The organism is Micromonospora sp. URMC 103, assembly GCF_051386435.1.
GTDB lineage: Bacteria > Actinomycetota > Actinomycetes > Mycobacteriales > Micromonosporaceae > Micromonospora.
Genome location: NZ_JBPQTR010000003.1, coordinates 520,996 through 547,071 on the forward strand (window position 1 = coordinate 520,996; position 26,076 = coordinate 547,071).

At 73.1% G+C, this 26,076-nt stretch carries 27 protein-coding genes and 2 pseudogenes; 5 read left to right on the forward strand and 24 right to left on the reverse strand.

Annotated elements, in window-relative coordinates:
* Window positions 1–163 precede the first annotated feature (163 nt).
* Complete coding sequence (locus tag ACSNOA_RS02840; RefSeq protein WP_436655908.1) at window positions 164–685, forward strand: GNAT family N-acetyltransferase; 522 nt, start codon at window positions 164–166, stop codon at window positions 683–685.
* 61 nt (window positions 686–746) lie between these two features.
* Here the strand turns inward: ACSNOA_RS02840 and ACSNOA_RS02845 are convergent, their stop codons facing one another.
* Complete coding sequence (locus ACSNOA_RS02845; protein WP_436655910.1) at window positions 747–1,457, reverse strand: hypothetical protein; 711 nt, start codon at window positions 1,455–1,457, stop codon at window positions 747–749.
* Between the two features lie 130 nt (window positions 1,458–1,587).
* On the opposite strand from ACSNOA_RS02845, the gene ACSNOA_RS02850 reads away from it, so the two are divergent.
* From ACSNOA_RS02850 to ACSNOA_RS02860, 3 genes are all read left to right on the forward strand, one after another.
* On the forward strand, window positions 1,588–2,019 hold the full coding sequence (locus ACSNOA_RS02850) for an OsmC family protein (protein ID WP_436655912.1): 432 nt from the start codon (window positions 1,588–1,590) through the stop codon (window positions 2,017–2,019).
* A gap of 108 nt (window positions 2,020–2,127) precedes the next feature.
* Window positions 2,128–2,475 (forward strand): metallopeptidase family protein, encoded by a 348-nt coding sequence (locus tag ACSNOA_RS02855; RefSeq protein WP_436656197.1) that lies wholly within the window; start codon window positions 2,128–2,130, stop codon window positions 2,473–2,475.
* A gap of 103 nt (window positions 2,476–2,578) precedes the next feature.
* Window positions 2,579–3,301: an AIM24 family protein gene (locus ACSNOA_RS02860; RefSeq protein ID WP_436655914.1), complete on the forward strand. Its 723-nt coding sequence runs from the start codon at window positions 2,579–2,581 to the stop codon at window positions 3,299–3,301.
* Between the two features lie 79 nt (window positions 3,302–3,380).
* Here the strand turns inward: ACSNOA_RS02860 and pheA are convergent, their stop codons facing one another.
* From pheA to ACSNOA_RS02885, 5 genes are all read right to left on the reverse strand, one after another.
* Window positions 3,381–4,334, reverse strand: coding sequence for a prephenate dehydratase (pheA, locus tag ACSNOA_RS02865; protein ID WP_436655916.1), 954 nt, complete (start codon window positions 4,332–4,334; stop codon window positions 3,381–3,383).
* Window positions 4,335–4,344: 10 nt separating this feature from the next.
* Window positions 4,345–4,917: a hypothetical protein gene (locus ACSNOA_RS02870; protein WP_436655918.1), complete on the reverse strand. Its 573-nt coding sequence runs from the start codon at window positions 4,915–4,917 to the stop codon at window positions 4,345–4,347.
* A gap of 82 nt (window positions 4,918–4,999) precedes the next feature.
* The gene (locus ACSNOA_RS02875; RefSeq protein WP_436655920.1) at window positions 5,000–5,389 is read right to left on the reverse strand and encodes an ACT domain-containing protein; all 390 of its coding nucleotides are present in this window, start codon (window positions 5,387–5,389) and stop codon (window positions 5,000–5,002) included.
* A 72-nt stretch (window positions 5,390–5,461) separates the two neighbouring features.
* Window positions 5,462–5,920 carry a hypothetical protein gene (locus ACSNOA_RS02880; RefSeq protein ID WP_436655922.1) on the reverse strand — a complete coding sequence of 153 codons (459 nt, stop codon included), beginning with the start codon at window positions 5,918–5,920 and terminating at the stop codon, window positions 5,462–5,464.
* A 179-nt stretch (window positions 5,921–6,099) separates the two neighbouring features.
* Window positions 6,100–6,840 carry a hypothetical protein gene (locus ACSNOA_RS02885; RefSeq protein ID WP_436655924.1) on the reverse strand — a complete coding sequence of 247 codons (741 nt, stop codon included), beginning with the start codon at window positions 6,838–6,840 and terminating at the stop codon, window positions 6,100–6,102.
* A gap of 163 nt (window positions 6,841–7,003) precedes the next feature.
* Here ACSNOA_RS02885 and ACSNOA_RS02890 point away from each other — a divergent pair, with 163 nt between their 5' ends.
* The gene (locus ACSNOA_RS02890; RefSeq protein WP_436655926.1) at window positions 7,004–8,215 is read left to right on the forward strand and encodes an arginine deiminase; all 1,212 of its coding nucleotides are present in this window, start codon (window positions 7,004–7,006) and stop codon (window positions 8,213–8,215) included.
* Between the two features lie 39 nt (window positions 8,216–8,254).
* On the opposite strand, the gene ACSNOA_RS02895 is transcribed toward ACSNOA_RS02890, so the two are convergent.
* The 18 genes and pseudogenes from ACSNOA_RS02895 to ACSNOA_RS02980 form a co-directional block, all read right to left on the reverse strand.
* Window positions 8,255–9,139 (reverse strand): DUF5926 family protein, encoded by an 885-nt coding sequence (locus tag ACSNOA_RS02895; protein ID WP_436655928.1) that lies wholly within the window; start codon window positions 9,137–9,139, stop codon window positions 8,255–8,257.
* A 61-nt stretch (window positions 9,140–9,200) separates the two neighbouring features.
* Window positions 9,201–9,683 carry an ATP-binding protein gene (locus ACSNOA_RS02900; protein WP_436655930.1) on the reverse strand — a complete coding sequence of 161 codons (483 nt, stop codon included), beginning with the start codon at window positions 9,681–9,683 and terminating at the stop codon, window positions 9,201–9,203.
* On the reverse strand, window positions 9,680–11,137 hold the full coding sequence (locus tag ACSNOA_RS02905; RefSeq protein ID WP_436655932.1) for an ATP-binding protein: 1,458 nt from the start codon (window positions 11,135–11,137) through the stop codon (window positions 9,680–9,682). Before ACSNOA_RS02905 ends, ACSNOA_RS02900 begins: the two co-directional genes overlap by 4 nt.
* A gap of 214 nt (window positions 11,138–11,351) precedes the next feature.
* Entirely contained in the window at window positions 11,352–12,146 is a 795-nt protein-coding gene (locus tag ACSNOA_RS02910) for a glycerophosphodiester phosphodiesterase (RefSeq protein ID WP_436655934.1), read from the reverse strand.
* Window positions 12,147–12,154: 8 nt separating this feature from the next.
* Entirely contained in the window at window positions 12,155–12,490 is a 336-nt protein-coding gene (locus ACSNOA_RS02915) for a rhodanese-like domain-containing protein (protein WP_436655936.1), read from the reverse strand.
* 58 nt (window positions 12,491–12,548) lie between these two features.
* Window positions 12,549–13,487, reverse strand: coding sequence for an LCP family protein (locus ACSNOA_RS02920; protein WP_436655938.1), 939 nt, complete (start codon window positions 13,485–13,487; stop codon window positions 12,549–12,551).
* A gap of 204 nt (window positions 13,488–13,691) precedes the next feature.
* The gene (locus ACSNOA_RS02925; protein WP_436655940.1) at window positions 13,692–14,906 is read right to left on the reverse strand and encodes an LCP family protein; all 1,215 of its coding nucleotides are present in this window, start codon (window positions 14,904–14,906) and stop codon (window positions 13,692–13,694) included.
* 220 nt (window positions 14,907–15,126) lie between these two features.
* Window positions 15,127–16,359, reverse strand: coding sequence for an LCP family protein (locus tag ACSNOA_RS02930; RefSeq protein WP_436655943.1), 1,233 nt, complete (start codon window positions 16,357–16,359; stop codon window positions 15,127–15,129).
* Window positions 16,360–16,437: 78 nt separating this feature from the next.
* Window positions 16,438–17,415, reverse strand: a complete 978-nt coding sequence (locus ACSNOA_RS02935; protein ID WP_436655945.1) for an NAD-dependent epimerase/dehydratase family protein — start codon at window positions 17,413–17,415, stop codon at window positions 16,438–16,440.
* Window positions 17,416–17,563: 148 nt separating this feature from the next.
* Window positions 17,564–19,237 (reverse strand): solute symporter family protein, encoded by a 1,674-nt coding sequence (locus ACSNOA_RS02940; RefSeq protein ID WP_436655947.1) that lies wholly within the window; start codon window positions 19,235–19,237, stop codon window positions 17,564–17,566.
* Window positions 19,215–19,577: a DUF485 domain-containing protein gene (locus ACSNOA_RS02945; protein ID WP_436655949.1), complete on the reverse strand. Its 363-nt coding sequence runs from the start codon at window positions 19,575–19,577 to the stop codon at window positions 19,215–19,217. The genes ACSNOA_RS02940 and ACSNOA_RS02945 overlap by 23 nt, the downstream gene beginning before the upstream one ends.
* Before the next feature lie 163 nt (window positions 19,578–19,740).
* Window positions 19,741–20,277 (reverse strand): annotated as a pseudogene (locus tag ACSNOA_RS02950) (flavin reductase family protein); the annotation flags it as partial.
* A gap of 12 nt (window positions 20,278–20,289) precedes the next feature.
* Window positions 20,290–20,517: an alpha/beta fold hydrolase gene (locus tag ACSNOA_RS02955; RefSeq protein WP_436656215.1), complete on the reverse strand. Its 228-nt coding sequence runs from the start codon at window positions 20,515–20,517 to the stop codon at window positions 20,290–20,292.
* 161 nt (window positions 20,518–20,678) lie between these two features.
* A pseudogene (locus ACSNOA_RS02960) lies at window positions 20,679–21,152 on the reverse strand (alpha/beta fold hydrolase); the annotation flags it as partial.
* A 124-nt stretch (window positions 21,153–21,276) separates the two neighbouring features.
* Window positions 21,277–22,971 (reverse strand): ABC transporter permease, encoded by a 1,695-nt coding sequence (locus tag ACSNOA_RS02965; RefSeq protein WP_436655951.1) that lies wholly within the window; start codon window positions 22,969–22,971, stop codon window positions 21,277–21,279.
* Window positions 22,956–23,720 carry an ABC transporter ATP-binding protein gene (locus ACSNOA_RS02970; protein ID WP_436655953.1) on the reverse strand — a complete coding sequence of 255 codons (765 nt, stop codon included), beginning with the start codon at window positions 23,718–23,720 and terminating at the stop codon, window positions 22,956–22,958. Before ACSNOA_RS02970 ends, ACSNOA_RS02965 begins: the two co-directional genes overlap by 16 nt.
* Before the next feature lie 102 nt (window positions 23,721–23,822).
* On the reverse strand, window positions 23,823–25,463 hold the full coding sequence (locus ACSNOA_RS02975) for a cation acetate symporter (RefSeq protein ID WP_436655956.1): 1,641 nt from the start codon (window positions 25,461–25,463) through the stop codon (window positions 23,823–23,825).
* Window positions 25,464–25,811, reverse strand: a complete 348-nt coding sequence (locus tag ACSNOA_RS02980; protein ID WP_436656199.1) for a hypothetical protein — start codon at window positions 25,809–25,811, stop codon at window positions 25,464–25,466.
* Between the last annotated feature and the right edge of the window lie 265 nt (window positions 25,812–26,076).

Sequence of the window (26,076 nt, forward strand, 5' to 3'; positions counted from 1 at the left end):
TTCTGTGGTCGATCCTCGACCCGGAGTGACGGCGGGCAGCAACCGTACCTCGCCGAACCGGTCGCATCCATGGCTTCCAGACGAATCGGATGCCAACCCGTGGCGGCCCCGCGATGTCGCCTTCCCCACCCCGCGTCCGGCCGACCGGACGTACGGTTGGCGTGTGGCGGCGCGTGACTTCCCGGTGGCCGAGCTGGTCGAGACCGAGCGGTTGGTGTTGGAGCCGCTGCGGGTCGAGCACGCCGACGAGATGGCCCCGCTCCTGCGGGACGAGCGCCTGCACGAGTACATCGGCGGCGAGCCGGCCACGCTCGAGCAGCTGCGGTCCCGTTACGCGCGCCAGGCCACCGGGCGCTCCCCGGACGGCACCGAGGGCTGGCTGAACTGGATCGTCCGTCACCGGGAGACCGGTGAGGCGGTGGGCACCGTGCAGGCGACCGTACGGCTCGACGGCGACCGGAGCGTGGCCGAGCTGGCCTGGGTGGTCGTGGCACCCGAACAGGGCCGCGGTTACGCGGCCGAGGCCGCGGCCGGCATGGTCGGCTGGCTCGACCGGCAGGGGATCCAGGCGCTGATCGCGCACGTGCACCCCGACCACCGGGCCTCCGCGCGGGTCGCCGAGCGGCTGGGACTGCGCGCCACCGACGTGCTGGTCGACGGCGAGCGGCGCTGGGCGGCGCTCTGACCCGCCGGGCGCGCTCCGGGCCGCCCGCCCGTGGCGTGCGGGCCGGGTCGCCCCGCCGGGATCAGGCCGGCGGTTGCGGGTGGGCGAACGGAACCGTCGGCTGCACGGTCAGGTCGGCCGGCGCGGGCGGCACGTCCTCCGGCTCCTGGCGCGGGCGGCGACGCCGGCGGAACACCGGGCCGGCCGGCGCGTCGCCGTCGAGGGCGCCCGCGTTCGGGGCCAGCCACAGCGCCGCGCCGAGCAGCAGGCAGGCCACGAAGGCCATCACGAGGCCGCGGCCGTACTCGACGCGGAAGCCGGCCTCCGGCGCGTAGAAGAGGCCCCGCTGCCCGGGGTCGTCGAGTTCCAGAGCGGTAGCCGTGAGCAGCGCCACCAGCACCCCGGCCACGGCGAGCCCGGCGACCCGGGCGTCGTGCCGGACGGCGGTCGTGCCGCGCAGGGCAAGCGCCACCCCGCAGGCCAGCACGACCAGCCCGACCAGGTAACCGACCCCGAAGCCGCCGATCTCGGAGACCCCGGAGGGCACCCGGATGTCGCCGCCCAACGGGCCGCCACCGGGCAGCGGCATCACCACCCACTCGCCGACCAGCGAGGCGACCCCGGCCACCGCGCCCAGCCCGGCCAGCAGGAGCGGAAGCCGCCGGTCCCGGCCGAGGTCGACGAGGGTGCGGCGGGGCCGCGTCGGCGTCACCGGCTCGGTGGCTCCCCATTCGACGACCGACGTCCCCTCGGACCGGTCGTCCTGCCGTGGGATGGGAATGTCTCGGGACATGGGGAAGTCCTCCCGCCGGTCACGCGCCTGGGTCGAATCATGGCACAGCGGACGCCCGGTGACGGGGATCGCAGGACGGGCCTCGGCGGAGGCCGTCGCAGGCCGATCGGCTTTCGGATAGCGTCGGGCCATGCCTATCCGTACCGCTTCCGCACGTTGGCAGGGCAACCTCACCGAGGGGTCCGGCACCATCCGCACCGGCAAGGGCGGCATGCAGGGGAACTACTCCTTCAAGTCGCGCTTCGAGGAGGGAGAGGGCACCAACCCGGAGGAGCTGATCGGCGCCGCGCACGCCGGCTGCTTCTCGATGGCCTTCTCCAAGGCGCTCGCCGACGCCGGCTCGGCGCCGACCTCCGTGGACACCACGGCCAAGGTCCACCTGGACAAGACCGACGCCGGGTTCAGCGTGACCCGCATCGAGCTCGAGACCGTCGGCGAGGTGCCCGGCATCGACGAGGGCGAGTTCCAGAAGCTCGCCGAGGCCGCCAAGGCGAACTGCCCGATCTCGCGGCTGCTCTCGCCGGGCGCCGAGATCACCCTCACCGCGCGTCTCGTCTCCTGAAGCCCCGCTGAGCCGCACGCCCACGGAAAGGGTGACTCTTCCCGTGGGCGTGCGTCGATCTTGACGGGGTCCGCTCCCGGTCACGTCGGGCAGAATGGCGGGGTGCCGATGGAGATGAGCCGCGAGCGCTTCGAGGAGCTGGTCGCCGACGCCCTCGACGAGGTGCCCGAGGAACTGCTCGGCCTCATGAGCAACGTGGTGATCCTCGTCGAGGACGACCCGCCGCCAGGTGAGGAGGACCTCCTCGGCCTGTACGAGGGCCACGCCCTCACCGAGCGGGGCTGGGACTACTCCGGCGTGCTGCCGGACCGGATCTTCATCTACCGCCACCCGATCCTGCGCATCTGCGACAACGACGACGACGTCGTCGACGAGGTGGCGATCACCGTGGTGCACGAGATCGCCCACCACTTCGGCATCGACGACGAGCGGCTGCACGACCTCGGCTGGGCCTGAGCGCGCGCCGGCCGCTCACCCGGCACGCCGCGTGCCCCGCCGCCGGCCGTTGCGGGGGTCGCCTACGGTCGTTGCAGGCATCGCGACCTCAGGAGGCACATCCATGCGCAGCGCGCTGTTCTCCGCGGAGAACCTGGAGAAGGAGTCCGCCCAGCCCGGCATGCGGCTGCAGAACTCCAAGATGTTGAAGATCGAGCTCAACGGTGAGGCGATGGCCCGCGTCGGGTCGATGGTCGCCTACCAGGGGCAGGTGCAGTTCCAGGCGCTGGGCTCCGGCGGGCTCGGCAAGTTTCTCAAGCAGAAGCTCACCGGCGAGGGCGTACCCCTCATGAAGGTCAGCGGCCGCGGCGACGTCTTCCTGGCCGAGCTGGCCAAGGACGTGCACATCATCGACCTGGAGCCGGGCGACGCGCTCTCCATCAACGGCTCCAGCGTGCTGGCGTTCGACACCACCCTCCAGTACGACATCCGCATGGTCGGCGGCGCCGGCATGGCCTCCTCCTCGGGCCTGTTCAACTGCGTCTTCTCCGGCCACGGCCGGATCGCGATCACGACCAGGGGCACCCCGGTGGTGCTCAACGTCGACCAGCCCACGTACGTCGACCCGCAGGCCGCCGTCTGCTGGTCGGCCAACCTGCAGACCGGCTACCACCGGGCCGAGCAGCTGGGCCTCGGCACGCTGCTGGGCCGGCGCACCGGCGAGGCGTTCACCATGAGCTTCGCCGGTCAGGGCTTCGTGGTGGTGCAGCCGTCCGAGGAGCCGCCCGTGATGGGCAGCGGGGCGCAGGAGCAGCAGGGCGGTCTGCTCGGCGGCCTGCTGAGCTGAGGAACGCGGCGTCCGGCGGGGCCGCCCGGCCGGACGCCGCACGGGGTTGCGCGGCCCGGCCGGGCGCGGCGCCGATCGATCAGCTCAGCTCGCCGAAGCGCAGCCGGGCGAGCCAGGCCGCCGCGTCGGCGTAGTCGACGTCCGAGAGACCGGGCGGTGGCGGCACGGGCCGGTCGCCCGCCTCGGCCCAGCGGTGCCGGGGATACGAGCCGAGGAAGCGTACGTCGGCGCAGACCCGGCGCAGGCCCTGCAACGCCTCACCGAGCCGCACGTCCGCCACGTGACCGGTGCAGTCGAGGAAGAAGACGTAGCGGCCGAGTGCCTCGCCCGTCGGCCGGGACTCGATCCGGGTCAGGTTGACCCCGCGTACGGCCAGTTCCATGAGCACCGACAGCAGCGCGCCCACCCGGTCGTGGGCGATGTAGACGGCCAGCGAGGTGACGTCGTCCCCGGTCGGTGGCGGCGGCGGGCCGGGGCGGGACACCAGCGCGAAGCGGGTCACCGCCTCCGCGTGGTCGGCGATCTTGTCGGCGAGCACCGCGAGCCGGTGCCGGCTCGCGCCGATCGGAGCGCAGATGGCGGCGTCGTACTCGCCGGTGGCCGCGCCCGCCGCGGCCGCGCCGTTGGACAGCACGTCGACCACGACCGCGTCGGGCAGGTGCGCGCGCAGCCAGTTCCGGCACTGCGTGGACGCCTGCGGGTGCGCCGCCACCATGCGGACGGCGGCCAGCTCGGTGCCGGGGCGCGCGCCGAGCACGAACTCCACGGGCAGGATCACCTCGCGGGTGATCACCAGCGGCTCGCCCTCGGCCAGCTCGTCGAGGGTCACCCCCACGGCTCCGCCGATCGAGTTCTCCAGCGGCACGAGGGCGGCGTCGGCGTCTCCGGCCCGGACGTTCTCCAGCGCCTCCCCGACGCTGCGGGCGGGCGTACGGCTGCCGCGTTCGGCGGCGGGGAGAGTGCGCAGCGCCTGCTCCGCGAAGGTGCCCTCGGGCCCGAGGTAGACGAAGCGCGTCGGCGGAGTTCCCGGCATGCCGACCAGCCTACGCACCCGGCGGGGCCACCGTGCCGCCGTCGCAGGCCAACGTCCGGATCCCGGGCGGGCTGACCGCCCGCACCTCGGCGGTGCAGACGTCCGTGCCGGCCGTCACCAGCTCCGGGGCGCTGGACCGGCCCCGGGTGACCACCTGGAGCTCCTCGTGCCCGGTCACGTCGAGCACCGTGTACTGCCAGTCCCCGGCGCAGAGCGGCCCGGTGCGGACCCGGACCCCGACGGAATCGGGGAGGACCGCGCTCGGCCCCCGTAGCAACTGGACGACCCGTTGGCCGGCCGGACCGTTCCGGCACGGCGTCGCCACGAAGCCGGGGTCGGTCGAGGGCGACGTGACGCCCGGCACGGCCGACGGCAGGCCGGTGACCGACGGCACCGGGGAAGCCGGCGCGGAGGTCGGGGGAGGCGGGGTGGACGGCGTCCCGGCCGACACCGGCTGGCGCAGCTCGGGCGGCGCGGCGCACCCGGTCACCGCGGCCACCGCGGCCAGCACGACGAGAACGCGGGCCGGGAGGCGGCCGGCGGGGGGCGACGCCGGGCGGCGAGGCGGCGGGGTGGGCGGCACGGGCCGATCCTCGAAGGCAGCGGGGACGTTACGGCCGGGGTGGCCGTGCCCATCGTAGGAGGAACCGCGGCGGCCGTGAAGGTCAGCCGAGGACGCGGTGCCCGGCGCGCTCCAGGGCGGCGGTCGCCTCCCGCAGGCGCACGGCCGGGACCAGCAGATAGTCGGTGTCGAAGGTGGAGAACGCGATCGCGCTGACCCGGGCCCCGGCGAGCGGGTCGACGAGGGCGGCGAGCGTGCCGGTGACGGTCACCTCGACCGGCCCGGCCAGCCGCAGACAGCGCCAGGCGGTCTCCACCACGGCCAGCGCGGGGGCCCGGTCCATCGGGCAGATCACCGAGATCCCGTCCGCGGTCCAGCTCACCGTCACCACGTCGGCGACGCCCAGCCCGCTCGACAGCTCGGGCGGCAGGACCGAGTCGGCGGCCATCCGGCACACCGCGTACTCACCCGGCAGCAGAGCGATATCGAGCATGAGGGCACCCTACGGCCTCGGGCCGCGTACGCCCGGCTTCGCCGCGTGCGGCGAACGCCACTGCGCCGCAGGTCAGACCGCCGAAAAGAACGTGAGCGAGCCGGCCACCGTGCCCTCGCAGACCACCGGCGTGGAGATGGCGTCCACGGTCGCGACGGATGCCTTCTCGGTCGCCGCCTGCACCCGCAGGAGGCCCCGGGCGAGCCGGCCGGAGGAGAGCGCCAGCAGCGGCGGGATCTTGTCGATCTCCTGCTCGGTCAGCTCCGCGCGGTTGGCGGTGAAGTCGAGCAGGCGCAGCCCCCCGTCGAGCAGGGGCAGCCCGATCACGGTCGCCGGCTCGCCGAGGCACAGCAGCTCGCATCCGGCGGACGAGATCGCCACCACGTTGGTGTCGGCGTCGATCAGCAGGCAGGGCTCCTCGGCATCGGAGACCGTGGTGGACCAGCGGCCGAAGTTGTCGGGCAGCGGCTCTGTCGACGCCCCCGCCGCCGGCACGAACACTTCCGAGAGCGAGAGTTCGACGTGGGCCACCGCGCCTCCTATGTGCACCGAGGGACTGTCCACGCTAGCCGGTCACCCGGACGATCGCCGGTCGGCACCACGGCCGCCGGGGCCGCGGCTGACGGAGCAGCGCCCGGACCAGGCGACCGGCTACGGCGCGGAACCGCGGTGCCGGCGCCGACCGGCCCGCGTGACGTCCCTCGACGACGTTACCGACGGTTGGCCGGCTTGTCAGCGGCCGTTCGGCCGTCCTCGTACCACCGGTAGTCGGCTGCTGGACGGTACGTGCCGTTCAGCCAGGTGCCGGGGTGCTGCGCCACCCGGGACAGCTTCTCGGCGGTGGCCGGGCTGATCCGGTTGCCACCGGCCACGAGCAGGCGGTCCAGCTCGCGGTGGGTGGCCATGAGGCAGTCCTTCGGCAGGCCGTAGACGCTGATGACGCCGGAGCCGACGAAGGTCAGCACCGGCGTCACCGGGATCGGCAGGCCCACGGCATCGGACAGCGCCTTGCTGGCCCGTTTGGCGTCACGGCGGGCCTCGGCCACGTAGGGCGGGCGCTTGCCGTTGATCTGGACCACGTCACCGGCGACGAGGACACGGGCCCGGCCGTGGTCGGCGATCGTGACCGCGAAGAGCCCGCTCGGCCCGATGGCCAGGAACCCGGCGCGTTCCTCGTGCGGGCGGTCGAGCAGGACGTCGGCCACGTCGGTGCGGGGCCACTCGATGACGTGCCACGCCGGCCCGAGGTGGTCGAGCTGGCCCAGGGCCCGGGCTCCCGCCGCCTCCAGACGCCGCGCGCCGCGCTCCGCCCGCCGACGGCGGGCCCACTCCAGGGGTGTCGGACGCGCCGGGTCGAGAACCCCCGGCGACTCCACCCGTGGGTGCGGCACCGTGGCGGGCGGCAGGGCCCGGGCGGTGGGTACGGCTCGTCGAGCGGGGAAGACAGTCATCGCGACCTCCGGCAAAAGGTCCCTCGAAGTTATGTCCCCACTACCCTACGTTGCCACTCGGGGGGCTCGGCAAGGTGGAGCGCCGGAGTGACTGTGGATGAATGCCATATTCATCCACAGTTCTTTTGCCGGATGCCGCCAAACGCTGCCCTACTCTTCCAGGGTGACCCACTACGTGGACAGCGAAGTCGGGCGGCTCGGAACGGTGCTGCTGCACCGCCCCGGCCCCGAGTTGGCCCGGCTCACCCCTCGCAACAACGACACCCTCCTCTTCGACGCGATCCCCTGGGTGGGGCGGGCCCAGGAGGAGCACGACGCCTTCGCCGCGGCGCTGCGCTCGCGCGGGGTCGAGGTGCTCTACCTCGCGAACCTGCTCGCCGAGACGCTGGCCGTGCCCGACGCGCGGGCCGAGCTGACCGAGCAGGTGCTCCGCTCGCCCCGCCTCGGCGACTCGCTGCGCGCCCGCGCCGCCGACCACCTCGCGTACCTGGACCCGGTCGCGCTCGCCGACGTGCTCATCGCCGGTCTCGCCCACGAGGAGCTGCGGATCAGCCGCGAGCGGCCCGGCGGGCTGGTCTACACGCTCATGGACCGGCATGATTTCGTGATCGACCCGCTGCCCAACCTGCTCTTCACGCGCGACTCGTCGCTCTGGATCCGGGACCGCGTCGGGGTGACGAGCCTCGCCATGCCGGCCCGGCGGCGGGAGAGCACCCTCACCAACGCCATCTACCGCTACCATCCCCGCTTCGCCGGCACCGAGTTCGTCTACGACCCCGGGCTGGAGCACCTCGAGGGCGGCGACGTGCTGCTGCTGGCGCCGGGCGTGCTCGCGGTGGGCGTGGGCGAGCGGACGACGCCCGCCGGCGCGGAGCGGCTCGGGCGGCAGGTCTTCGCCGCCGGCCTGGCGCACACCATCCTCGTGGTGCCCATCGCGCAGGAGCGGGCCACCATGCACCTGGACACCGTCTGCACGATGGTCGACGTCGACGCCGTCCTGATGTACCCGAACGTGGCCGACACGCTGTCGGCGTACACCGTCATCGCCGGGGCCGACGGCGAGGACCCGCGGGTGGACGGCCCGGCGCCCTTCCTGCGGGCCGCCGCGGACGCCATGGACCTCGACCAGCTCCGGGTGATCGACACCGGCCTCGACCCGGTCACGGCCGAGCGTGAGCAGTGGGACGACGGCAACAACACCCTCGCCCTCGCGCCGCGCCTCTGCGTCGGCTACGAGCGCAACGTCGAGACCAACGCCCAGCTGGAGCGGGCCGGCATCGAGGTGATCCCGATCGCCGGCTCGGAGCTGGGGTCGGGCCGGGGCGGCCCCCGCTGCATGTCCTGCCCGATGGTCCGCGAGCCGCTGCGCGGCTGACGGCGCCGCCGGGCCCGGGCCGCGCCGCGACCTCCGCCGTCAGCGCAGTGTGAGCTGGCGGCCGAGCAGACCCTGCCGGGCACGGCGCCCGGCCGCGTCGAGCGGGGCGGAGTCGGCCAGCGCCTCGGCGTACCGCTTGCCGAACTGCGCGACCGGCTCCTCCCACTCGGCGGCGGGCGTCTGCTCGGGCAGGTCCCACACCGGGACGAGGCGCCCGTGCGCGCGGAACATGCCGGCGAACCGGGTGTCGTCGCCGAGGAGCAGGGAGCCGGCAGCGCCGAGCCGGGCCAGCGCGTCGAGCGCCGTGTCCTCGTCCTCGGACAGCACCCAGCGCACGTGCGCCTTCTCCGGCACCTGGCACCAGTACGCGGCCCTCGCGGCGGCGAGCCGGACCGTCGGGTAGATGGCGGCGTTCGCCCGCTCGAGGGACGCCTGCACGTTCGGGTCGTCGGTGGCGCCCGGGTCGAGCCAGAACTCGAACCCGTCGTGCATGGTGATCTCCAGCGGCCCGTCGACCAGGATGTCCTGCAACCGCGGCCCGGGGCCGGGCAGCGGCGGCACCGACACCGGGTCGCCCGGCTCGGTGCGCAGCGCGCAGAGCAGGGCCTCGGCGAGGTCCCGGGACACGTCGCCGGACTGCTGGTGGCGCTGGAGCCCGACGAACACCCGGCCGTCCGGCTTCGTCATGGCGGGAGCGGCCATCGGGAGCACGGTGGCCAGCGTCACGGAGCGCTCGCCGAACTCCTCGACCAGGGCGGGAGCCAGCCGCAGCGGCGCCGACGCGGCCGGCACCAGCTCGCGCAGCGCGATCCACTCGGGCTCGTCGACGAGCCCCTCGAACGGGCGCGGCACGAAGACGTCGCGCACCTTCTCCCGCTTCGGTGTGGTCTCGGCGGCCCGCTGGCTCTTTCGACGCTTGCTCACGGCGAGACAGCCTAGAGGCCCGAGCCGACCGGCGTGGGGAGGACCCGCCCCACCGAGCTGCTCAGCCGGCCGCGACGAGATCGGCCCGGGACGACCCGGCCGGCTCGAACTCGGCCCAGACGCTCTGCCCGAGCCCGTCCTGCTCGACGCCCCAGCGGCTGGACAGCCCCGCGACGATGTGCAGCCCGCGGCCGTCCGCCGCGTCCATGCTGGGCGCCCGCATCCGCGGGCCCTCGCCGGCGCCGCCGTCGGTGACCCGGAGCTGGATCCGCGTGCCGTCTACCGACGCCCGCAGCCGCCAGGCCACCCGGATCACCCCGCCGGGCAGCGGGCGGGCGTGCCGGACCGCGTTGCCCACGAGCTCGGCCAGGACGGCGACGAGATCCGCGAGCAGCGTGGGCGGGACGAGGCCGGCCAGCTCGTCGGCGAGCCGGTGCCGGGCCAGCCGCGCGCCGCTGGCGTGGTGGGGAACCACCACGCACCAGGCCCGTTCGCCCTTCGCCGTCGCCACCGTCGCCCCTTCGCACTTCCCGCCGCCGGTCAACCCCGCGGCAGCCGCACCTCTGCGACCGTACCGCCACCGGCCCTCGGTCGGAGGGATACCCACCCGTTCTGCTGTTCAACGATCCGGCGGACCAGGTAGAGACCGAGTCCGGCGCCCGGGTAGCCGCGGCGGTCGCCGGACTCGCCCTGCCAGAACCGGTCGAACGCCCGCTCGACGTGCTCGGGCCGGATGCCGATCCCCCGGTCGCTCACGCGGAACGAGACCATCTGGCCGTCCGCCCGGGCGCTCACCTCGATCGGTGACCCCGGAGCGGAGTACTTGCCGGCGTTCGTGGACAGCTCGGTGAGCACGGTGGCCAGGCTCGGCCGGTGCCCGAGCGCCTTGGGCAGGTCGACCGGCAGCTCGAGGACGAGCCGGTGGCGCAGCTCGCCGGGCAGGTCGGTGACCGCCGCCCGGAGCGCCTCGCCGAGGTCGAACGGCGCGGGCGGATCGTCCCCCGGCCCCGACTCGGCGGCGGACGTGAGCAGCCGGTCGACGAGCCGGGCCAGCTCGTTGGCCCGCTGGCCGATCACCCGGGCGGCCTGGCGCCGGTCGGTGTCGGTGAGCGACTCCCAGTGGTCGGTGAGCGTGTCCGCGTACCCCTTGATCACGGTGACGGGCGTCCGCAGCTCGTGGCTGGTCACCGCGACGAAGAGGTCGCGCTCGTGGTCGCGGCGCTGCTGGTCGGTGATGTCCCGGAAGGTGACCACCCGCAGGGCGCCGGGACCGGGCAGCTCGCCCGAGGTGACCCGCAGCCAGCGACCGTCCGGCAGGCGGTGGTCGAGCACCTGCCCCGGCGGGGGGATCGGGAAGGGCAGCGGCCGGCCGAGGGCCTGGGTGGCCGTCCGCCCCGTCACCTGGGCGGCCGCCGGGTTCCACAGGCGTACGCGACCGTCCCGGTCGACCACGGCCAGCCCGTCGGCGAGCGCCGCCACGACGGGACCGTCGTTGTGCACCGGCAGCCCGGTCTGGTCGCCGTACATGTGCGCGATGCAGGAGGCGAGGTAGGCGATCACCGCATGCTGGTCGGCGTCCGGCTCGTCGTCGCCGTCGCCGTAGAGCGCCTGCAGGCTGCCCACCGTGTACCCGCCGATCTCCGCCCGGGACACCACCATCCGGCGCAGGCCCCGGTCGGCCAGCTCGTCGAGGAGCTTGCCGTCGAGCTGGTCCGTGCGCACCTGCTGGACGCGGGGCCCGGAGAGCAGGCACACGGTGGCGGGGTCGTCGGCGGGCAGCGGCCGGCCGACGGTCCACTCGGCGGCGCCGGTCGCGGAGATCACCCGGCCCCCGGTCGGGCCGAACTCGACGAACGCCATGGCGGCCGCGCCGAGCGCCGGCTGCGCCACACGCAAGAGCTGGGTGAGGACGGGAAGTCCGGCGTCACCAGAGTTGATCATCTCGATCACGACGGTGTGGCCGGCGATGAGAGCGGCGAAGTCGATGCGCTCCGGCATGTCCCGAGTGTGCCCCGCGGGCCCGCTTTTGGGCACCCCCGGCCGGCCCGCCGGTGCCGCCTGCCGGCTTCGCCGACCCGCCCGCCGGGCGGTCACGCTCCTGATCCGAAGATCGCGCTCGATCCGGGAAGTAGTGGCCTCCCGGCGCGGGGAGCCCACTACTTTCTGGTTTGAGCGCGATCATGTGCCGCACTCGGCCGGCGTGGCCCGCCGCTCAGCGGCCGAGGCGGGCCAGTGTGTGCGCGGGCCGGTCCGTGATGATCCCGTCCACGCCGGCCGCGAGGACGAGATCGAGGTCGGACGGCTCGTTCACCGTCCAGACGTACACCTCGTTGCCCGCCGCCCGCAGCGCCGGCAGCAGCCGCGGGCGGGCCCGGACCAGGCCGATGCCCGGCCCCGCGATGCGCGTGCCGAAGGGCAGCCGGCCCAGCCGGAGCCAGCGCGGCAGCACCTCCAGCAGGAGCACGGTGGGCAGCGTCGGCGCCAGCTCGCGGATCCGGCGCACGGCCAGCGCCGAGAAGGACATCACGGTGACCTGGACCGGGTCGCCCGGCCGCGGCTCGGCGAGCCCGTACCGGCGCAGCAGCGCGACGAGCCGCCGTTCGACGTCGCCGCCGTACCGGGTCGGGTGCTTGGTCTCGATGAGCAGCCGGACCGGTCGGCCGGCGGACAGCACGGCGTCGAGGAGCCGTTCCAGCGTGAGCAGGCGGGTGCGCGACTCGTCCGGCGGTTCGTCCCCGTCGTCCGGTACGCAGCCCGGGTGCCACGAGCCGAAGTCGAGCGACTCCAGCTCGGCGAGGGTGCGGGCGCTGACCACGCCCCGACCGTTGCTCGTGCGGTCGAGGCGGCGGTCGTGTACGCACACCAGGTGACCGTCCCGGGTCAGCCGGACGTCGCACTCCAGCCCGTCGGCGCCCTCCGCGAGGGCCCGCAGGTAGGCCGCGAGGGTGTGCTCGGGAAGGTCGTGGGAGGCGCCGCGGTGCGCGAAGACCAGGGGTCGGTCGCCCATCGCGCGCCCTAGAGCACCCGGCCCGGCTGCCCGTCCTCGCCCACCACGGGCCGACCGGCGGCAGCCCACTCGCCCATGCCGCCCTCGACGTTGCGCACCTGCTCCCAGCCGTTGCGCGTCAGGTAGGCGACGACCTGCGCCGAACGACCGCCGGAGCGGCAGATGACCGCCACGTCGCGGTCCGTCGGCACCTCGGCCAGCCGGGCCGGCAGCTCCATCATCGGGAGGTGGTGGGCGTCGGGCGCGTGCCCGGCGGCCCACTCGTCGTCCTCCCGGACGTCGAGCAGGTAGGTGGCGTCGTCGATCTCGGTCACGGTCATGGTGGGTACCTGGGGTCCGAACACGGCTACCAAGCCTAGATCCTCCCGGAGCGGTTCGGCGCGGACCGGCCGGTCTCGCCGCTCACAGCCGGATGACCCACCGCGGGTTGGCGCGGGCCCAGTCGGGCATGCGGGTGCCGCGGACCGCGTCGAACAGGCCGTTCCCCCCGTTGTCGAGCACGACGTACGACGTCTCGTCGATGAGCTGCGGGTACGACGGCACCTGTACGCCCTGGAGGGCGTTCGCGGGCAGCCCGCGCAGCGCGAGGACCAGGTCCTCCAGGGGTACGCCGTTGCTGTCCACGGTCAGCGACCCGCCCACGGCCCGGATCACCTGGTCCAGCTTGATCGGGTTGTTGCGCAGGTTCGTCTCGCCGGCACGGTCCAGCAGTGCCCGGAGCAGTTGCTGCTGGTGGCGCTGCCGGTCGTAGTCGCCGCCGGGCAGGTCGTAGCGCTGGCGGACGTAGTCCAGCGCCTCGGCGCCGGTCATCTGCCGGCACCCGGGACTGAACACGCGGTTGGTGTGGATCGAGCGCACCTCGCTGTCCACGCACATCCGGACCCCGCCGAGCAGGTCGATCACCTTCTTGATCCCCGCGAAGTCGACCAGGGCGGCGCCGTCGAAGCGGATCCCGGTCAACCGGCTGAGCGTGGCCGACAGCAACTGGGCGCCGGGCCGTCCCCCGCCCCCGTGCTCGTACGCCGCGTTGATCTTGTCTTGACCGCCGCCGTAGCCGTTGCCGGCGGGAATAGCGACGAGCAGGTCGCGGGGGATGGAGACCAGGTACGCCTCCCGCAGCCCGGCCGGCACGTGCACGATGAGGATGGTGTCGGCGCGCTGCTCCGAGGTGGTGTCACCGGGCCGCTTGTCGGTGCCGATCAGCAGGTAGTTCAGCGGGCCGGAGAGGTTCGGCCGCTCGGTGCGGGCGCCGGGGTCGAGCAGTTCCTCGCGGGCGACCGTACGGTCGTAGCGGTCGGTGAGCGTGTGGAGGCCGAACACGGCGATCCCGGCCAGCACCACGAGGGTCAGGCCGATCCCGATCAGGATCCGCGGCCACCGGGCGCGCCTCGGCCGGGTGGCCCCGGCATCCGCCTCGGCCCCCTCCGCGCCGTCCCGGCCCGACCTGGACGTGTCCCCTCCCCGGAGCCGATACGTGAGACCTGCTCACGTCAGGCTACGAGCGGTACCGCCGGAGCTGGTCCGATTCGCCGACTTTGGGCTTGATCACTTCCGGTTGGAGATGACCTCGGGGTGGTTGAACACGAACTCGGCCAGCTTGTCCTGCTTGACCGCCTGGAACATCTGCAACGTCTCGGGGCTGAGCTCCTCCCGGCCGTTGCCGTTGCCGTTGAAGGTGCCGTTGTTCGTCTTGAGCATGGTGAGCTCGTTCGCGGTGACGCCGCGCATGGTGAAGACGAAGTTCTCGATGGACGCCCCGTTGACGTCCAGGACCAACGCCTTGCCGGCGGCCTTGACCAGCTGCTGGAGCTTCAGCGGGTTGGTCAGGATGCCCTTGTCGGTGGCCTTCCTGGCCATCGCCTTGATGAGCTGCTGCTGGTTGGCCTGCCGGTCGTAGTCGCCCTGGGCGAGGCCGTAGCGCTGCCGGGCGTAGTCGAGCGCGGCCCAGCCCTCCATCTCCTGGCAGCCCTTCTTGTGCACCACGGGGGTCATCGGCTTGCCGGTCTTCTTGGCGTCCGCGTTCCACATGGGCTTGCCGTCGACGTACGACATGTGGTGCGACTTGACCTCCTGCTTGACGCAGATCCGCACCGTGCCGAGGGTGTCGATGACGTTCTTGAAGCCGCCGAAGTTGATGATCGCGGCGCCGTCGAAGCTCACGCCCGTGAGGTTCTTGATGGTCTGCGCCATGAGCTGGGCGCCGCCCTCCCAGCCGCCGCCGTTGCGGGCGCCGATCTGGAACGCCGCGTTGATCTTGTCGGTGCCGCCCTGCCAGCCGCTCTTCTTGAACGCCGGGATGTGGGCCTCGGTGTCCCGGGGGACGGAGATCAGGTACGCCTGGTCGTGCGTGGCCGGGATGTGCAGGACGATGATCGAGTCCGATCGGACGTCGTCGGCCGCCCATCGTTCCCGGGCGTCCACCCCCAGCAGCAGCATGTCGATCGGGCCGTCGAGGCTCGCGCCGCCCTCGGCGTCGGTCTTGCCGGCGTCGCCGAGCAGGTTCCGCTGGGCGATGTTGCCGGTCGCCTGGCTGATCAGCGCCTTGCTGCCGACGATGGCGACGCCGCTGGTCAACATCAGCACCGCGCCCGCGACGACGGTGAGCCGCGCCCAGAGCGGGTCCTTGCGCCGCGGCCGCTTCTTCGGCGGCGCGGGGTCGGCCCCGCCACGCGTGCGGGCCTGCGACGGTATGACAGCGGACCCGCCGGGCGGGCGCTTGGAGTCCAGCGACGGAGGGCGACGGCTGGTCTGAACCGGCATGCGTGCTCCAGCTCGCGTGATCAGGGGGCGGGACCACTGTACGGACACTTTCCGGTCCTGGCGAGTTCGTCAGACGGCAAAGTGCCGTTACCCGGAAGGTCACCGTAGATATTGACCGATCGGCCGGTGTGAGGGCGACCGGAAGGTCATCGCCTTTCAGCAACTGGAAAGTTCTTCACCGCCTGACGTATTCGTCGCTGTCAGCGCCCGCGGCGGTTCGTCAGCCGCCGTTGCCGTTCTTCGGTTGGTTGGCCTTCACCCAGTCCGCCATCGTGTCGGCCGACATCGCCTGGTACATCGCCAGCGCCTTCTCCCGGTCGGAGACCACGACCGACTCGCCGTCGATCGTGTCGCTGCCCGTGTTCGGGCTGGTGATGAACGTCAGGCTCTCGCCCCGCAGGTTGCGGAACTCGACCCCCATGTCGACCAACGAGAAGTCGCGGTCGACGGTCACGGCGTCGGTCACCGACCGGAGGAAGTCGTTCAGCTTCTTCGGGTTGCTCAGGGTGCCGCTGCTGGCCGCCTTGTCCATGAGCGCGCGCAGGAACTCCTGCTGGTGGCGCATCCGCGCGAAGTCGCCGTCCGGGAACTGCTTGCGCTGCCGGATCCAGTCCAGCGCCTCGGTGCCGTTCATGTGGTTCTTGCCCTTGGTGAACGTGCGGTACGGCTTGTGGATCGACGTGATCGTCCGCTCGACGTTCAGGTCGACGCCGCCGAGCGCGTCGGTGACCTGCTTGAACCCGGCGAAGTCGATCGCCATCACGTGGTCCAGACGGACGTCGGTGAAGCACTCGACGGTGCGTACCGCGAGCGGCAGCCCACCGAACGCGAACGCCGCGTTGATCTTCGCCCGGCGGCCCGAGCCGCAGTCGGCGCCGGCGCTCTCCGGGATCGGCACGTACAGGTCACGCGGGATGGAGACCAGGTAGGCCGCCTGGTGGTCGGCCGGGATGTGCATCACGATGACCGTGTCGGCGCGCCACTTGCCCGCCTGGTCGACCGGGGCGTCCGGGTCCCGGGAGTCGCTGCCGACCAGCAGGATGTTGAGAGAGCCCTCCACCGGCTTGGCCGGGCGCCCGCCGGTGATCTCGGCGAACGGGTCGGTGCGGGCCAGGTCGTTGTCGAGGTTGCGCACGTAGAGCCACGCACCGACACCGCCGAGCAGCGCCAGCACCAGCACCGCGATCCCGGCCACCAGGCCGATCCGCCCCCACCGCGGCCGCGGGCCGCGCCCACCGGGCCGCCCGCCGCCACCCGGGCCGCCGGGGCCCACGGGCCCGGACGGGCCGGCCGGCCCGCCACCCTGCGGCTGCTCGTCGTACGACGGATACCAGCTCGCGTCGGACGGTCGGGCGCGTCCGGACGTGCCGCGGGCGGAGCCGGGCACCGACGCGCGCCCGGAGCTGCGGTGCAGGTACGGGTGCGGGAGGCCGGCGGAGGAGGTGGCTGACATGTAACTCAGGGTACGTAGCCCCGGCCAATGTCGCCCTCAGGCGACGCCCAGCTTCCGGCGTCGCGCCCAGGACGGGCCCTAGCCGACCCGGCCGCGGAAGTACTCGATCGTGCGGCGGAGGCCGTCCTCGGGCGCCACCGCCGGCTCGTAGCCCAGCAGTTCGCGCGCGAGCGTCAGGTCCGGCCGGCGCATCTCCGGGTCGTCGGCGCTGCGGGTGACATAGGTCACCTCGGAGCTGCTGCCGCAGAGCGACACGATCGTCTCGGCGAGCTGCCGCATCGTCATCTCGTGCTCGGTCCCGCAGTTGATCGGGCCGGTCTCGGTCGAGTCGAGCAGCAGCAGGATGCCGCGGACGAGGTCCTCGACGTAGCAGATCGAGCGCGTCTGGTTGCCCGTGCCGTGCACGGTGATGGGGTCGCCGCGCAGCGCCTGGGCGATGAAGGTGGGGATGGCGCGGCCGTCGTCGGGCCGCATGCGCGGGCCGTACGTGTTGAAGATCCGCACGATGGCGGTGTCGAGCCCGCGGCTGCGGTGGTAGGCCATCGTGGCGGCCTCCGAGAAGCGCTTGGCCTCGTCGTAGACGCTGCGGATCCCGATCGGGTTGACGTTGCCCCAGTACGTCTCGCGCTGCGGGTGCTCCTTCGGGTCCCCGTACGCCTCGGACGTGGACGCCATGAGGAACCGGGCGCCGTCGGCGACGGCGCGGTCCAGCAGGTGGAGCGTGGCCACCGAGCCGACCCGGAGGATCTCGACGGGCAGCTTCTCGAAATCGGTCGGGCTGGCCGGGGAGGCCATGTGCAGGATCGCGTCGAACCGCTCGGCCAGCGCCGGGTGGTGCGCCGGCAGCCCGTCGGCGATGTCCGCCTCGACGAGCGTGAAGGTCGGCGTGTCCAGCAGGTGGGCGACGTTCTCCTTCGACCCGGTGACGAAGTTGTCCACCGCGACGACCGTGCAGCCGCGCGCGATCAGCGCGTCCACCAGGTGCGACGGAACGAAACCGGCGCCGCCGGTGACGAGGATGCGATGACCGGTGCCGAAACGGGGAGCGACCTTCATACCGCTCAGCCTACTCAGCGTGAACGGTGCGACGTGGCCGGCCGCGCCTCCGCTTCCCGTCGAGTCCCGGCGGTCGCCGGCGTACGCGTCGGGGCCCCTCCGGTGTCGGAGGGGCCCCGCAGCCGGGCGCGGTCCGCCCGGCGGTTGCTCAGTGCGCGCCGGCCCCGGTCAGGCTGCGCACCTCCAGTTCGGCGTACTTGGCGTCGTCGCGCTCCTTGGAGATGACGGTGCCGATCCAGCCACAGAGGAACCCGAACGGAATCGAGATGAGGCCCGGGTTGGACAGCGGGAACCACTGCCAGTCGTGGTCGGGGAACATGGCCGTGGGCGCCCCCGAGACGACCGGCGAGAAGAACACGAGGACCACCGCGGCGAGCAGACCTCCGTAGATGGCCCAGACCGCGCCCGAGGTGTTGAACCGCCTCCAGAACAGGCTGTAGAGGATCGCCGGCAGGTTGCCGGACGCGGCCACCGCGAACGCGAGTGCCACGAGGAACGCCACGTTCAGGTTCTGCGCGAAGATGGAGAGCGCGATCGAGATCGCGCCGATCACCAGCGCGGAGATCCGGGCGACGTTCACCTCCTGCCGCTCCGACGCCTGCCCGTTCTTGAGCACGTTGGCGTAGAAGTCGTGTGCCAGGCTCGACGAGGACGCCAGCGTCAGGCCCGCGACGACCGCCAGGATGGTCGCGAACGCGACCGCGGCGATGATCGCGAGCAGGGTCGCCCCGCCCAGGTCGCCGCCGAGGAAGTCGATGCCGAGCGCCTCGGCCAACTGCGGCGCCGCGGTGTTGCCGGCCTTGTCCTGGGCGGTGATCGCCTCGCCGCCCACGAGGGCCGCCGCGCCGAAGCCGAGGGCCAGCGTGAGCAGGTAGAAGGCGCCGATGATGCCGATCGCCCACAGGACGCTCTTACGGGCGGCGCGGGCGGTCGGGACGGTGTAGAAGCGGATCAGGATGTGCGGCAGGCCCGCCGTGCCGAGCACCAGGGCGATGCCCAGCGAGAGCAGGTCCATCTTGTTGTAGAAGGTCTGCGTCGAGTTGCCGGCCACCTCGACGCCGTAGCGCAACCCCGGTTCGAGGAACGCGGCGCCCTTGCCCGAGGAGGACGCGGCGTCGCCGAGCAGCGAGGAGAGGTTGAACTTGTACTTGGCGAGCACCAGCAGCGTCATGACGATGGCGCCGCCCATGAGCAGGAACGCCTTGACGATCTGCACGTAGGTGGTGCCCTTCATGCCGCCCACCGTGACGTAGATGATCATCAGGGCGCCGACCATGATGATGGTGGCGATCTTCGCGGCGTCCGCGTCCATGCCGAGGAACGTGGTGCCCGGCCGGATGCCGAGCAGCAGTGCCACGAGGGCGCCGGCGCCCACCATCTGGGCCAGCAGGTAGAAGATCGACACGGTGATGGTCGAGACGGCCGCGGCCGTACGCACCGGACGCTGGCGCATCCGGAACGCCAGCACGTCGGCCATCGTGTAGCGGCCCGAGTTTCGCAGCAACTCGGCGACCAGCAGCAATGCCACGAGCCAGGCGACCAGGAAGCCGATCGAGTAGAGGAAGCCGTCGTAGCCGTAGAGGGCGATGAGGCCGGCGATGCCGAGGAACGAGGCGGCCGACATGTAGTCGCCGCCGATGGCCATGCCGTTCTGGAAACCGGAGAAGGACCGGCCGCCCGCGTAGAAGTCCGTGGCCGTCTTGGTCTGCCGGCTGGCCCAGACGGTGATGGCCAGCGTGATGGCCACGAAGACGAGGAAGAGCGTGATCGTGAGGTTGCGGGCGGTCGTGTCACCCGCCTCAGCCGCGAGGACCGTGTTCATGGTTCACCTCCCCCACCTCGGCGCGGATCCGGTCGGCGACCGGGTCGATCTTCCGGTCGGCGAACCGGGAGTAGAGCCAGGCGATGAGGAACGTGGACACGAACTGGAGCAGCCCGAAGACGAGCGCCACGTTGACGTTGCCGAAGAGCTTCGTGCCCATGAAGTCCCGGGCGTACGCGGACAGGATCACGTAGAGCGCGTACCACAGGAAGAACGCGACGGTCATCGGGAAGACGAAGCCGCGCAGGGTGCGACGCAACCCGGCGAACTCGTCCGACTGTGCAACGGCCGAATACCGGTCCGGTGCGGACGCGGCCGGCGCGGGTGTGTCCGTGGACATCTGTGGATCACCACCTTCACAGGCGTCGGGGATTTTCCGCGCACGGTAGAAAGCGCGCTCCCCGGCGGGGAAGGCCGAGATCGGCGCCGGTCGGCGGATGCGCCGAACGGCGGGCTGGCTGCGCCGAGTGACTCAGGTCACTTCGCTCAGCGGTCGGTGCCCGTCAGGTCAGCTCCCGGTAACGGCCCCGGTAGTGCAGCAGCGGCTCGGTCTCCTCGACCAGCTCGACCGCCTCGATGGTCGCCTCGACGAGCAGCGCCCAGCCGTACTCGCGGGCGGCGTCCAGCCGGCAGCCGGTCCACCCGCCGGCGTCGGCCGGCACCGGCCCGTACGGCGTGTCGGTCCAGTCGCCGGTGGCGAAGAGCCCGCCCGGCGACGGGAAGAGGCCGGCGAACCGGTCGGCGAGCTGGCGGTGCGCCGGGGCGAGCGGCGCCACCGCGAACCGGCCCGCGCCCTCGACGGCCGCCCAGAGGTCGGACTCGGGGTCGACGAGGCCCAGCAGCCGATCCGGCTCGCCCTCGGCGACGAGCGTGGAGGAGACGGTGAGCCCGGCGGGCCCGGGCGCCGTCCACAGCGTCACGGGCGACGCCAGCCGGCCCCTCAGCCGGCGTACGGGGGAGCGTTGACCGGCCGGCACGGCGAACGGGTCGGTGTGGTGGATCTCGGCGCCCGGCTCATGATTCACGTGAAACATTCTGCCCGCGGCATCCGCTCAGCCGCCGGCGGACGCGAAGCCGCGGACCAGCGAGGCCACCTCGTCGGCGCGGGTGTCCATCACGAAGTGGCCGCCGTCCAGGACGTACACCTCGGCGTCCGGCACGTCCGACCGGTACGCCTCCGCCTCCGCCACCTGGAACGAGGTGTCGTAGCGGCCCCACAGGACGAGCAGCCGCGGCCGGTTGGCGCGCAGCCACTCCTGCCACCGGCCGTACGACGCCACGTTCGTCCGGTAGTCGTGGAAGAGGTCGAGCTGGATCTCGGCCTGCCCGGGCCGGCTGAGGAAGGCGTGCTCGTCGGTCCAGAGGTCCGGGTCGTACCGCTGGGATCCGGGTCGTCGCCCACGTGCCGGGTGCGCGCGGCGTCGAGGGACAGGAAGTTCTGGCGTACGGCCGCCTCGTGCCCCGCCCGGTCGCGCCAGTACGCCCGGCGGCTGTCCCAGAGCGGTCCCAGCCCGACCTCGTGCGCCACCGCGTTCTGCACCACGAGGCCGGTGAGCCGGCCCGGGTCCGCGAGGGCAATCCGGAAGCCCACCGGGCCGCCGTAGTCCTGGACGTACAGCAGATGGCGCTCGACACCGATCGTGGTGACGAAGCGCGCCATCACCTCGGCGATCCGGTCGAAGGTGTACGCGAAGCGGCCCGGCTCGGGGGCGTCGCTGTGCCCGAATCCCGGATAGTCGGGCGCGACCAGCCGGAACCGGTCGACGAGCCGGGCGAGCAGCGGTTCGAACATGCGGGACGAGGACGGGAACCCGTGCAGGAGCAGCAGCACGGGCGCGTCGGTTGGACCGGCCTCGCGGTAGAAGATGGACAGGCCGTCGACCACCACCGTGCGGTAGCGCGTGTGGGTGCTCATGGCGACTGCTCCTCGTCGGCTTCCCGCACCGTAGCGACCGGCCGGGCGCCGGCGCCCGCGTTCGCCGGGCACGCCACCGAACGGGTGCCGCCCCGGCGTCACCGGCCCGGGGCGGCGCCCGGCCTCAGCGGCGCGGGGTGACCGTCGCCAGCAGCTCGGGCTGCCGCCGGTCCAGCACGTCCCCCGCCAGATAGCTGCCAAGCAGCGCCGCGGCCACGCCGTAGGCGGCGCCGAAGGGCAGACCCAGCCACAGCCAGGCGTCGCCGAGCAGTGCGGCCGCCAGCACGACCGGCACACCGGCCACCCCCGCGGCGAGCATCGCCAGCATGCTGAGGGCGCCCTTCGCCATCCCGGCGCCGGTGTTCAGCGCGAACGGGTTGCTCGACTCCGGCAGCGAGTACGCCCCGAGCACCGAGACGAAACCGGTCACCGCGAGCCCGGCACCGTACGCGGCCACCAGACTGCCGGCGGTCATGGCGATCCAGGACGGCTCGCCGAGCACCAGCGGGATGGCCACGGCGACGACCGTCAGCATCGGCAGCACGTAGACGGAGAACGCGGCGTAGCGGGCGCGCAGTTCCAGTCGGCCGGGCACGCCGGCCACCAGGTGCGCCGCGTAGGCGCTGCCGTCGAACCCGAACTGGTTGGCCAGGGTGACCGAGGCGATCACGCCGACGAAGAGCATCGACAGGCTGACCACCACGGGTGACGCCGTGCCGTCGACGGCCGCCAGCCCTCCCTCGTCGTCCAGGGCGAAACCGGCGCCGCCGAGGTTGACCATCGCCGGCACGAAGATGCCGACGACCGCGATCGTGATGAGGTTGGCCCGCCGCCGGGCGTCCCGCCACCAGTAGCGGCACTCGCGGGCGACCAGCGCGCCGAAGCGGTCACGCCGGGCCCAGCCGGCGGCCCGGGGAAAGAGCTGGGCGACGGCGCCGCCCGCGACGCCGCGCGTCGTCGGGGCCGGGCCGGCGGTCGCCGCACCGACCATCGCCGACTCCAGCGACCGGGACCACCAGAGCAGCAGCGCGCCGAGGGCCAGCGCGGTGATCAGCAGCTTGACCGGGGCCGCCCAGGCCCGGCCCTGCGCCACGTCGATGCCGGCCGTCCACGGCGCGCCGAACGGCGTCCAGCCCACCACCTCGGCGAACCCGGTCAGGCGCGTCCAGTCGGTCTCGCGGAGCGCGGCGAGCCCGAAGACCTGCAGCGGACCGAGCAGCGCGGCGGTCACCGCGAGCAGCACGGCGGCCAGGTCGCGGACCCGCCGGGACCGGAGCATGGTGGCGAAGGCGCTGGTCACCGCCCGGCTCGCCGCCACGCAGAGCAGCAGACCGGCGAGCACCCCGACGAGCTCGACCACCGCGGCCGACCAGCCGCCGAGCACCCCGGCGGTGAGCACGAGACCGCAGACCGCGAGCAGGACGGCGACCACCGGCACGCTGATCAGGGCGGCCGCGAAGAGCCCGGTGACCAGCGTCCGGCGCGGCAGCGGCAGCAGGGCGAAGCGCGCCGGGTCGAGCGTCTCGTCCACCCCGAAGAAGACCAGGGGCAGCAGCAGCCAGCCGAGCACCAGCAGGGCGCCGCCGAGCGACGCGACCATGAGCGCGTAGCGGTCGGTGTCGGCCAGGCCGGGCGCGGCGAACAGGAAGAACCCGCTGGCCGCGAACCACAGCCCGACCAGCACACCGCCCAGGAAGAGCGCGACCCGCCAGCCCTGCCCGCGGAAGTTGTTGCCCATCACCCGCAGCTTGAGCCGGACGAAGTGTTGCGCGGAGACGCGGCGCACCGGCGCGGCCTGCCCGGTCAGTTGGACAGCCATGCCAGCTCCTCGCCGGTCGCCGTGCGGCCGCCCACAACCTCGACGAAGACGTCCTCGAGCGAACGCTTGCCGCGGACCTCGTCGAGCGTCCCCACCCGCTTGATGGCGCCCTCGGCGAGGATCGCCACGTGCGAGCAGAGCCGCTCGACGACCTCCATGACGTGGCTGGAGAAGACGACCGTGCCGCCGCTCGTCACGTAGCGCTGGAGGATGTCCCGGATCAGCGCCGCGGAGACCGGGTCGACCGCCTCGAACGGCTCGTCCAGCACGAGCAGCCGCGGCCCGTGCAGCAGCGCGCAGGCGAGGCCGATCTTCTTCTTCATGCCGGCCGAGTAGTCGACCACGAGCGTGCGGCCGGCGTCGGTGAGCGCCAGCACGTCGAGCAGCTCGGCCGCCCGCTGGTCGACAACGGCCGGGTCCATGCCGCGCAGCAGACCGGTGTACGCGAGCAGCTCCGCGCCGTTGAGCCGGTCGAACAGCCGCACCCCGTCGGGCATGACACCGAGCAGCCGCTTCGCCGCGACCGGGTCGCCCCAGACGTCCTGACCGAGGACCCAGGCCTGACCGGCGTCGGGCCGGAGCAGCCCGACCGCCATGGAGAGCGTGGTGGTCTTGCCGGCGCCGTTCGGGCCGAGCAGGCCGTAGAAGGAACCGGCCGGGACGTCGAGGTCGACGCCCGAGACCGCCACCTTGCCGTCGAACCGTTTCGCGAGGCCGCGCAGCGCCAGAGCCGGGTGCTCACCAGTCATGGGTCCGACCGTATCGGGCCGGGACCATCGATGGATCCCGCCGCGGGATGACCTCCGGTCCGCCGTGGGTCGTACCGCTGCGGGACCGCCGCCGGTGCGACCCTAGAGACGCAGGGTGTCCGGGGCGTGCAGGCGCAGCATGGTGGCTCCCACGTCGGCCGGTACGCGACGGCGGGTCGCCATCGACACCACCACGGTCACGGTGAACGCGAGCGGCACCGTCCAGGCGGCCGGCTGGGCGACGAGCGTGGCCGGCCAACCGGACAGCGGCGGGCCGACCACCGTCACCAGCACGGCCGCGATGGCCGCGCCGCCGCCCACCAGCACGCCGGCGGCGGCGCCGAGGTCGGTGAGCCCGCGCCACCAGATGCCGAGCACCAGCAGCGGGCAGAAGCTGGACGCCGCGACGGCGAAGGCGAGCCCCACCACCTGCGAGACGTCCAGGCCGGACACGTTCAGCGCGAGCACGAGCGGGACCGCCCCGGCGATCACCGTGGCCAGCCGGAAGCCGCGCACCGAGCCGCGACCGAGCACGTCGGTGGAGATCACGCCGGCCACGCTGGTGAGCAGGCCGGACGAGGTGGAGAGGAAGGCGGCGAACGCGCCCGCCGCGACCAGCGCGGCGAGCAGCCGGCCGGTCGTGCCGTGGCCGAGCGCGGCACCGGGGAGGAGCACGACCACCGCGTCCGTCTGGCCGGTGACCAGCAGTTGCGGGGTGTAGATCCGGCCGAGCACGCCGTACAGGGTGGGGAGCAGGTAGAAGGCGCCCACGAGCGCGAGGACGACGAGGGTGGTGCGCCGGGCCGCCGCGCCGTCCGGATTCGTGTAGAAGCGGACGAGCACGTGCGGCAGACCCATGGTGCCGAGGAACGTGGCGAGGATGAGCGAGTACGTGGCGAAGAGGCCGCGGTCGTCGTCCCCCGCCGTGCTGGGCAGCAGCCAGTCGGCCGCCCCGGTGGCCACTCCGGACACCTGCGGCACCGGGTCGCCGGCAGCGAAGGACAGCTCCTCGCCCTGGCGTACCTCCCGGACCTCGCCGTCGGGCAGGGTGAGGGTCGCCGGGTGCTCGACCACGACGGTGGTCGCGGTGCGGAACACCGGGCCGTCCGGCGGTGTCACCGCCGGACGGGCGTCCGCCTGCCACTGGAGCGCCAGGAAGATCGCCGGTACGGCGAGCGCGGTCAGCTTGAGCCAGTACTGGAACGCCTGCACGAAGGTGATGGCCCGCATGCCGCCCAGCGCCACGTTGGTGGTCACCACGACGGCCACCAGCACGGCGCCCACCGGGTACGCCGAGCCGGTGACCGTGGAGAGCGTGAGGCCGGCGCCCTGGAGCTGGGGCACCAGGTACAGCCAGCCGATGAAGATCACGAAGGCGGTGGCCAGGATGCGCAGGCGCCGGGAACCCAGCCGCACCTCGCAGAAGTCGGGCAGCGTGAACGCGCCGGAGCGGCGCAGCGGGGCGGCCACGAACAGCAGCAGCGCCAGGTAGCCGGCGGCGAAGCCGACCGGGTACCAGAGCACGTCCACGCCGTACTTCAGGATCAGGCCGGCCACACCCAGGAAGGAGGCCGCGGAGAGGTACTCCCCGCCGATCGCCGCGGCGTTCCACGTCGGACTGATCACCCGGGACGCCACGAGGAAGTCCGAGGTGGTCCGGGCCAGGCGTAGGCCGTAGAAGCCGATGCCGACGGTCACCAGCGTGACCGCGACGATGGCCGGGACGACGAGCGTGTTGCCCACTCAGCGCTCCGGCCGCTGGACGAGGTCGGTGAAGTCCTGCTCGTTCCGCTCGGCCAGCCGCACGTACGCCCAGCCCACGCCGATGAGGAACGGGAAGCTCGCGACGCCGAGCAGCAGCCACGGCAGGTTCACACCGAGCACGGTGACCCGGCCGACCGAGGGCGCGATCGCGAACAGCCACGGCAGCCCGCCGAGCCCGATCATCACCACGAGCGAGAGTCGCAACGCCAGGGCGAGCTGGGCGCGGACCAGGCCCTTGACGAGCGCCTCGCCGACGCGGGTCTGCTGGGCCAGCTCGGTGCGCGTGCGGTCGGCGCGATCCTCCCGGCCGGACACCTCGGCCAGCACGACCCGCGCCCGTGGCTGCGGGACGTCGACCCGCGCGTGGCCGCCGGAGGGCGCCGGACCGGGTGGCCCGGGCGGTTCCCCGGCCGGGGGGACCGGGATCGGATCGACGGCGGCGGCCACCCCGGCAGTCTCGCCCGATCATGCGGAATGTCAAGCGCGGGTTGTGGATAACCTGTGGAGAACGCGTCACCCCTGTGGATAACCGGTGGATGGCCGACGGGGAGGGGCGGGGTCGGTGGCGTCGCCACGGACCCCGCCCCCGCCG

What these genes read in the sequence shown, in the direction of transcription:
- ACSNOA_RS02875 (WP_436655920.1), bottom strand. Translation starts at nt 5,389, where the DNA reads ATGCTCGATATCGCTCTGCTGCCGGGTGAGTACGCGGTGTGCCGGATG.
- ACSNOA_RS02970 (WP_436655953.1), bottom strand. Translation starts at nt 23,720, where the DNA reads ATGACTGGTGAGCACCCGGCTCTGGCGCTGCGCGGCCTCGCGAAACGG.
- ACSNOA_RS02910 (WP_436655934.1), bottom strand. Translation starts at nt 12,146, where the DNA reads ATGGGCGACCGACCCCTGGTCTTCGCGCACCGCGGCGCCTCCCACGAC.
- ACSNOA_RS02930 (WP_436655943.1), bottom strand. Translation starts at nt 16,359, where the DNA reads ATGTCAGCCACCTCCTCCGCCGGCCTCCCGCACCCGTACCTGCACCGC.
- ACSNOA_RS02860 (WP_436655914.1), top strand. Translation starts at nt 2,579, where the DNA reads ATGCGCAGCGCGCTGTTCTCCGCGGAGAACCTGGAGAAGGAGTCCGCC.
- ACSNOA_RS02905 (WP_436655932.1), bottom strand. Translation starts at nt 11,137, where the DNA reads ATGCCGGAGCGCATCGACTTCGCCGCTCTCATCGCCGGCCACACCGTC.
- pheA (WP_436655916.1), bottom strand. Translation starts at nt 4,334, where the DNA reads ATGCCGGGAACTCCGCCGACGCGCTTCGTCTACCTCGGGCCCGAGGGC.
- ACSNOA_RS02945 (WP_436655949.1), bottom strand. Translation starts at nt 19,577, where the DNA reads ATGTCCACGGACACACCCGCGCCGGCCGCGTCCGCACCGGACCGGTAT.
- ACSNOA_RS02940 (WP_436655947.1), bottom strand. Translation starts at nt 19,237, where the DNA reads ATGAACACGGTCCTCGCGGCTGAGGCGGGTGACACGACCGCCCGCAAC.
- ACSNOA_RS02965 (WP_436655951.1), bottom strand. Translation starts at nt 22,971, where the DNA reads ATGGCTGTCCAACTGACCGGGCAGGCCGCGCCGGTGCGCCGCGTCTCC.
- ACSNOA_RS02850 (WP_436655912.1), top strand. Translation starts at nt 1,588, where the DNA reads ATGCCTATCCGTACCGCTTCCGCACGTTGGCAGGGCAACCTCACCGAG.
- ACSNOA_RS02885 (WP_436655924.1), bottom strand. Translation starts at nt 6,840, where the DNA reads ATGACTGTCTTCCCCGCTCGACGAGCCGTACCCACCGCCCGGGCCCTG.
- ACSNOA_RS02935 (WP_436655945.1), bottom strand. Translation starts at nt 17,415, where the DNA reads ATGAAGGTCGCTCCCCGTTTCGGCACCGGTCATCGCATCCTCGTCACC.
- ACSNOA_RS02855 (WP_436656197.1), top strand. Translation starts at nt 2,128, where the DNA reads ATGGAGATGAGCCGCGAGCGCTTCGAGGAGCTGGTCGCCGACGCCCTC.
- ACSNOA_RS02845 (WP_436655910.1), bottom strand. Translation starts at nt 1,457, where the DNA reads ATGTCCCGAGACATTCCCATCCCACGGCAGGACGACCGGTCCGAGGGG.
- ACSNOA_RS02925 (WP_436655940.1), bottom strand. Translation starts at nt 14,906, where the DNA reads ATGCCGGTTCAGACCAGCCGTCGCCCTCCGTCGCTGGACTCCAAGCGC.